The organism is Nonomuraea insulae (assembly GCF_042656245.1).
This window is the reverse complement of the sequence record NZ_JBHSPA010000113.1, coordinates 56,502-62,696: the sequence shown is the minus strand read 5'-3', so window position 1 is coordinate 62,696 and position 6,195 is coordinate 56,502. Positions and strand designations below refer to the sequence as shown.

The following is a 6,195-nucleotide window of genomic DNA, read 5'->3' as shown; positions in this document are numbered from 1 at the left end:
GCCGAGCAGATCATCCTCATGGGCCGCCACCAGACGCGCACCGACCTGGCGTGGGCTCCCAGGAAGGCGGGGCCGCCGATGTCCACGATGCTCAGGTGGAAGCGCCTGCTCCGCTCGCCGAGCCGGTCGTGCCTGCCGAGCCCGGCGTCCTCGGTCATCGAGGCGTGCAGCTCGCGCAGCCCGGCGAGCTGTTCGGGGGTGATCCTGGCCGCCGCCAGGCGCGCGCCCAGGCCCTCGACGACCGCGCGCACCCCGTAGTACTCCACCAGCGCCTCGTCGCCCAGGTCCACCACGGTCGCGCCGTGGTGCGCCTCGTAGCTGATCAGCCGGTCCTTCTCCAGCCTGCGCAGCGCCTCGCGCACCGGTGTGACGGAGACGCCGAGGCGCTTGGCCACCTCCCCGGCCCGCAACGCCGTGCCGCCGGGGATCCGCGCCGACTGGATCTCCTCGAGCAGCACGTTGTAGACGTAGTCGGCCTTGCTCATGGGGGGCCGGGGCTCGGTGGGTGACATGTCCCTCAGTGTTCCGCAAAATGGACGCATGGTTGACCTATGACATATTTCTTATAAGTTACATACTTATGACGAGCCTCGGCGACCTGCGGGTCATCGACGCGGCGACGCTGTTCGCCGGTCCCTCCGCCGCCATGATGCTGGGCGATTTCGGCGCTGACGTGGTCAAGATCGAGCATCCACGCCGCGGCGACCCCTCGCGCGGCCACGGCGCCTCCGTGGACGGGGTGGGGCTGTGGTGGAAGACGCTGTCGCGCAACAAGCGCAGCGCCGCCGTCGATCTTTCGCGGGCGGAGGGGCAGGAGATCCTGCGCCGCCTGGTCGAACGGTCCGACGTGCTGATCGAGAACTTCCGCCCCGGCACCCTGGAACGCTGGAACCTGGCCCCCGAAGACCTCCTGGAGCTCAACCCGCGCCTGATCGTGGCGCGGATGACCGGATTCGGGCAGTTCGGGCCGATGTCCAAGCGGCCCGGGTTCGGGACGCTGGCCGAGGCCATGAGCGGCTTCGCGGCCATGACCGGCGAGCCCGACGGCCCGCCCACGCTGCCGCCGCTGGCCCTGGCCGACGGCATCGCAGGCCTCGCCATGTCGTACGCGATCATGGTCGCCCTGCGGGCCCGCGAGCAGACCGGGCGCGGGCAGGTCATCGACATGGCCATCATCGAGCCGATCCTGGGGCTGCTCGGGCCGCAGATGAGCGCGTACAAGGCGCTGGGGGTCGTGCCCGAGCGCACCGGCAACCGCTCCAGCAGCAACGCGCCGCGCAACACCTACCGCACCCGCGACGGCCGCTGGCTCGCCATCTCCACCAGCGCCCAGCCCATCGCCGAGCGCGTCGTCACTCTCGTGGGACGGGCCGACCTCGTCGAGCAGCCGTGGTTCGCCAGCGGGCAGGGGCGCGTGCGGCACGTGGACGAGCTGGACGAGGCCGTCGCCTCCTGGATCGCCGAGCGGGACGCCGCGGAGGTCATCGCCAGGTTCGAGGAGGTGCAGGCCGCGATCGCGCCCATCTACGACGTCACCGACCTGGCCGAGGACCCGCAGTACGCGGCGCTGGAGACGTTCGTGGAGGTGCCGGACGAGGAGCTCGGCTCGGTCACCATGCAGAACGTGTTGTTCCGGATGTCGGACACTCCCGGCGAGATCCGCTGGCCGGGGCGGGCCCTGGGGCGGGACACCGACGAGGTGCTCGGCGAGCTGGACTACTCCGGCGAGACGATCGCCGCGCTGCGCGAGGACGGGGTGATCGCGTGAACGCCCCTCCTGTGACGTGGCTGTACGTCCCCGGCGACCGGCCCGAGCGTTTCGGCAAGGCCGTGGCGTCGGGCGCCGACGTGGTGATCATCGACCTGGAGGACGCGGTCGCCCCCGTACGCAAGGACGAGGCCAGGCGGAACGCCGTCGCCTACCTGCGCGCCCGCCCGGAGAGCCTCGGCTGCCAGGTGCACGTGCGGGTCAACGACCCGGCCACCGCCCGCGGGCGCGACGACCTGGCCGCCGTGGGAGAGCTCGCCGACGCCGTACGGCTGCCCAAGGTCGAATCGACCGCCGTGCTGGAGGCGGTCGCGGGCGCTCCCGCGTACGCGCTGCTGGAGTCCGCGGCCGGGATCGTCGCCGCCCACGAGATCGCCGCCCACCCGACCGTGGCCGGTGTGGCGCTCGGTGAGCAGGACCTGGCCGCCGAGCTGAGCATCACCGACGAGCAGGCCATGAACCACCTCAGGCTCCAGGTCGTGCTCGCCGCCGCGGCGGCCGGGCTGCCGCCGGTGCCCATGTCCGTCTACCCGGACGTCAAGGACGAGGCCGGCCTGCTGGCCTCCTGCCGTACGGGCCGCGCGCTCGGGCTGTTCGGCAGGACCGCGATCCATCCGCGCCAGATCCCCGTCATCAGGCGGGCGTTCCGGCCGGGCGAGGAGGAGACAGCCAGGGCCGCCGAGATCGTGGCCGCGGCCGAAGAGGCCGAACGGGCGGGCGTCGGCGCGGTGGCGCTGCCCGACGGCCGCTTCGTGGACGCCCCCATCGTCGCCAGAGCCCGCCGCACCGTCGCCCTGGCCCACCGCCTCGCCGACCCGCCGCACCACCCCACAGACCCGCAGCACCACCCCACAACCTGACAGCAGGCCGCCACCGGCGCGCGCCGATCACCCCCGTCTTCCCCCCATTGGAGGCCATTCGCCATGGGAATCGCCGTTTGGGCGCTCATCGCATACATCGCCATCATCGTCGTCTGGAACGGCGTACTGAAACGCAACATCGGTGAGGCGATGCTCATCGGTTTCGCCGGCGTGTGCCTCTTCGGTGGCACCAGCTTCTTCCAGCTCGCCTGGGCGGGCATCGGCGAGGCGTTCTCCGAGGAGGTCGTCTTCGCCGCCCTGGCCTTCGTGTTCATGGGCTACCTGCTCACCAAGCTCGGCCTGATCCAGGAGCAGGTCACGGTCCTGAACTCGATCTTCGGCCGGCTGCGCGGCGGCGCCGGGTACGTCTCGACCTCCGCCGCCGCGCTGCTGGGCGGCCCCTCCGGCTCCGGATCCGGCATCTCGGCGTCCGTGGGCTCGGTGACCATCCCGTGGATGATCCGCTCGAACTGGCGGCCCGACCTGGCGGCCTCGCTGGTGGCGGGCAACGCCGGGCTGGGCATCTCGATCCCGCCGAGCTCGTCGATGTTCCTGCTGCTCGGCTCGGCCGCCGTGGCGCCCGTGCTGACCGCCGACCAGCTCTTCGTCCCCGCTCTCGTGGGCGGGCTCTGGACGGTGGCCTACCGGTTCGTGGTGGTGTTCGTGTGGGTGCGCAGGCACCGCATCGCGGCCACCGACCCGGCCGACATCGTCCCGCTGCGCGCGGCGCTGCGGGCCGGGTGGACCTCGCTGCTGGTGTACGCGGGCATCCTGGTCCCGGTGCTGATGACGCTCAACTTCGGCGTGGCGCTGATGGAGTCGCGGGTCGGCGAGGCGGCCGGCGACATCAGCATCGTCGTGTGGATCCCGGTGCTGACCGTGCTGGCCACGTTCGCGGTGGCGTGGAAGCGGCTGCCGCGCACGGGCCGCGCCTGGAACCAGTTGCTCGGCGACATGGCCCCCCGGTACGCCGTCATCGGCGCCACCCTGTTCTTCGCCTTCGCGGCCGCCGGCAGCCTGAGCGAGCTGGGCCTGGTCGACCAGCTCACCGCGATCATGCAGAGTCTGGACGCGCCCGCTGTCGTCATCGCCACCCTCGTCGGCCTGCTGCTCGTCATCATCGCCGCGCCGCTGACCGGCACCGCGACGATCGCCGCCGTCGGCGGTGTGGCCTTCAGCGCGCTCACCGCGGCCGGGGTCGCCCCCGCCGCCGCGGCCACCGCGATCATGATCTTCGCCTCGACCGAGGGCGCGTCCCCGCCGGGAGCGGCCCCGATCTACATCGCCAGCGGCATCGCCCAGGTGGACCCGGCCAGGACGTTCGGCCGGCTGATCATCTGGTTCGTCATCCCGTCCCTGATCCTCGGCGTGCTGGTCGCGACCGGCGTCCTGCCGATCTGAGAGGAGTGCCCGTCATGAAGAGCGTCACCATGATCCTGTTCAAGATCGGCCTCGTGCTGTTCCTCGTGCTCGGCATCGCCGTCGTGCTGGTCCAGGCCGTCGGCCTCGTCGCCGGGAGCGCCGGCCTGGTCTCCGGCGCGGTGTCCGCGCTCGGCATGGCGATGACCGTGGCGGCCGGGGTGACCGGGCTGCTCGGCTTCGTGATGTCGTACCTGTATCACTGGAAGACCGGCGAGGACTAGGCCGACGGGTTCCAGCGGGCCGTGAGCTCCTCGTCCTCGGGCGGCGGGCCGGGCAGGTCGCGGTGGGCGGGCGGCACGCGCAGGGAGTCCATGGTCAGGGTCAGGTAGCGGTGGCGGAGTTGCGCCGTGCGTTTCTCGTCGCCCAGCTTGATCGAGGCGAGCTGCTCGAACAGCAGCGCGATGTCGGCCACCGTCACGTCCGGCCGCAGCACGCCCGCCTCCACCGCCCGGTGGTGCACGTCGGTGGCCAGCGCCGAGGCCCTGACCGCGTCGCGGCCCAGCTCCTCGGTCGGCGTGAACGTGCCCGCCAGCTTGATCGTCAGTGAGTTCGTGTCGGCGTCCACGATGCCGCGCAGGTAGCCCGCGAACGCCTCCCACGGGTCGCCGTCGTCGGCCATCGCCCGCTCGGTGACCTCGATGTAGGCCTTCAGCCCGTCGCCGCACAACTTCTGCAGCAGCGCCTCCTTGCTGGGGTAGCGGCGATAGAGTGCGCTGATCCCGACGCCCGCCCGCTCGGCCACGGCCGCGATGGGCGCGCCGGGATCGGCGGTGAAGACCGCCCTGGCCGCCTGGAGGATCAACTCGTCGTTCCGCGCGGCCTGTGCCTTGCGGCCGCTCATGGGTGCGCTGGTCATGATCCCAGTGTAAGGGAACGTATGGTTCCGTTCTACTATAAATGCGTCGCCGATCCAGGGAAGGGTCGCTAGTGTCGCGCGGATGAGTGACGTACGCCTGCCTGTGCTCTGGTTGTCCGGCCCTTCAGGAGTCGGGAAGTCGTCGGTCGGCTGGGAGGTGTTCGCGCAGCTCAGCGAAGCCGGCGTCACGGCCGCGTTCGTTGACGCCGACCAGATCAGCCTGTGCTACCCGGCCCCGGAGGGCAGCACCCACCTCGTCAGGGCGGGCAATCTCGCCGCGATGGTGCCCCATTTCCGGCGGGAAGGGGTGCGGTGCCTGGTGCTGGCGGGCTTCGTCGACGACCGCGAGGAAGTCCGCACGTACGAGAGGCTCCTTCCCGATGCGGCGTTCACGTTGCGCCGGTTGCGCGTGGGCCGTGCCGAGCTGGAGGGGCGGTTCCTCGCGCGGGGGTGGCGGCCGGACCTGGTCGCGGACTCCCTCGCCGAGGCGGACGCCCTGGACCGGAGCGACTATGCCGAGGTGTGCGTGGACACCGATGGGCTGGGGGTGCCGGAGGCGGCGCGGCTGATCCGGGAGGGCTGGTCACACGGGGCATCCACGCCCACGTCCACGCCCACGTCCACGCCAACGCCAACGCCAACGCTCACGCCTACGCCCACGCCCACGTCCACGCTCACGCACCGCGCAGCCGGGTCCGTGCCGCAGGCCGAGGGCGCGCCCCTGCCCGTGTTGTGGTTCTCCGGGGCCACGGCCGCCGGGAAGTCGACGGTCGGGTACGCGGTGTTCAGCGCGATCGTCCGGAGCGGCGTGCGAGCCGCCTACGTCGACGTGAAGCAGATCAGCGCCCTGCGGGAGGCGGGTCACCGCCTCAAGGCGGGCAATCTCGCGGCGCTCTGGGCCGGGTACCGGGCGCTCGGGGCTCGATACTTGATCGTCTCCGGTGAGGCCGACACCGACGACGCCGTACGCGCGTACGCCGAACTGCTGCCCGGAGCGGACGTGACCGTGTGCCGTCTGCACGCCGGCCCCGGCACGCTGGCCGAGCGCGTCGCGCGGCGCGGCGCGGGAGGCGGGCCGGCGTTGCCGGGTGACGAGCTCAAAGGGCTGGACCAGGACGCCCTGCGCCGCGTCGCCGAGCGGGCCGCGCGCGAGGCGGAGGCGCTGGAGCGGGCCGGGGCGGGTGATCTGCGGGTCGGCACCGACGGCCGTACGGTGGCGGAGATCGCCACGGAGGTCCAGGTCCGCGGCCTGCCGCGGCTCGCCTCCACGACCGCCTCAGGTGGATGAC

At 72.1% G+C, this 6,195-nt stretch carries 7 protein-coding genes; 5 read left to right on the top strand and 2 right to left on the bottom strand.

All coding sequences use genetic code 11. The features are described from left to right. On the bottom strand, positions 1–512 hold a 512-nt coding region (locus tag ACFPZ3_RS63185), incomplete at its 3' end, for a GntR family transcriptional regulator (protein WP_379524032.1). Positions 513–580: 68 nt separating this feature from the next. Here ACFPZ3_RS63185 and ACFPZ3_RS63180 point away from each other — a divergent pair. The 4 genes from ACFPZ3_RS63180 to ACFPZ3_RS63165 all read left to right on the top strand — a co-directional run bounded on the left by ACFPZ3_RS63180 (position 581) and on the right by ACFPZ3_RS63165 (position 4,271). Further along, positions 581–1,768: a CaiB/BaiF CoA transferase family protein gene (locus ACFPZ3_RS63180; RefSeq protein WP_379524031.1), complete on the top strand. Its 1,188-nt coding sequence runs from the start codon at positions 581–583 to the stop codon at positions 1,766–1,768. Beyond that, complete coding sequence (locus ACFPZ3_RS63175) at positions 1,765–2,628, top strand: HpcH/HpaI aldolase/citrate lyase family protein (RefSeq protein ID WP_379524030.1); 864 nt, start codon at positions 1,765–1,767, stop codon at positions 2,626–2,628. Before ACFPZ3_RS63180 ends, ACFPZ3_RS63175 begins: the two co-directional genes overlap by 4 nt. 63 nt (positions 2,629–2,691) lie before the next feature. Beyond that, positions 2,692–4,029: a TRAP transporter large permease subunit gene (locus ACFPZ3_RS63170; RefSeq protein WP_379524029.1), complete on the top strand. Its 1,338-nt coding sequence runs from the start codon at positions 2,692–2,694 to the stop codon at positions 4,027–4,029. Between the two features lie 14 nt (positions 4,030–4,043). Next, entirely contained in the window at positions 4,044–4,271 is a 228-nt protein-coding gene (locus ACFPZ3_RS63165) for a hypothetical protein (RefSeq protein ID WP_379524028.1), read from the top strand. Here ACFPZ3_RS63165 and ACFPZ3_RS63160 read toward each other — a convergent pair. Next, entirely contained in the window at positions 4,268–4,906 is a 639-nt protein-coding gene (locus tag ACFPZ3_RS63160) for a TetR/AcrR family transcriptional regulator (RefSeq protein WP_379524027.1), read from the bottom strand. The two genes, ACFPZ3_RS63165 and ACFPZ3_RS63160, sit on opposite strands and share 4 nt — an antisense overlap. 82 nt (positions 4,907–4,988) lie before the next feature. Between ACFPZ3_RS63160 and ACFPZ3_RS63155 the strand changes: the two genes are divergently transcribed. Further along, complete coding sequence (locus tag ACFPZ3_RS63155; RefSeq protein WP_379524026.1) at positions 4,989–6,194, top strand: nucleoside/nucleotide kinase family protein; 1,206 nt, start codon at positions 4,989–4,991, stop codon at positions 6,192–6,194. The last annotated feature ends 1 nt before the right edge of the window (position 6,195 follow it).

What these genes read in the sequence shown, in the direction of transcription:
- ACFPZ3_RS63160 (WP_379524027.1), bottom strand. Translation starts at nt 4,906, where the DNA reads ATGACCAGCGCACCCATGAGCGGCCGCAAGGCACAGGCCGCGCGGAAC.
- ACFPZ3_RS63165 (WP_379524028.1), top strand. Translation starts at nt 4,044, where the DNA reads ATGAAGAGCGTCACCATGATCCTGTTCAAGATCGGCCTCGTGCTGTTC.
- ACFPZ3_RS63170 (WP_379524029.1), top strand. Translation starts at nt 2,692, where the DNA reads ATGGGAATCGCCGTTTGGGCGCTCATCGCATACATCGCCATCATCGTC.
- ACFPZ3_RS63155 (WP_379524026.1), top strand. Translation starts at nt 4,989, where the DNA reads ATGAGTGACGTACGCCTGCCTGTGCTCTGGTTGTCCGGCCCTTCAGGA.
- ACFPZ3_RS63180 (WP_379524031.1), top strand. Translation starts at nt 581, where the DNA reads ATGACGAGCCTCGGCGACCTGCGGGTCATCGACGCGGCGACGCTGTTC.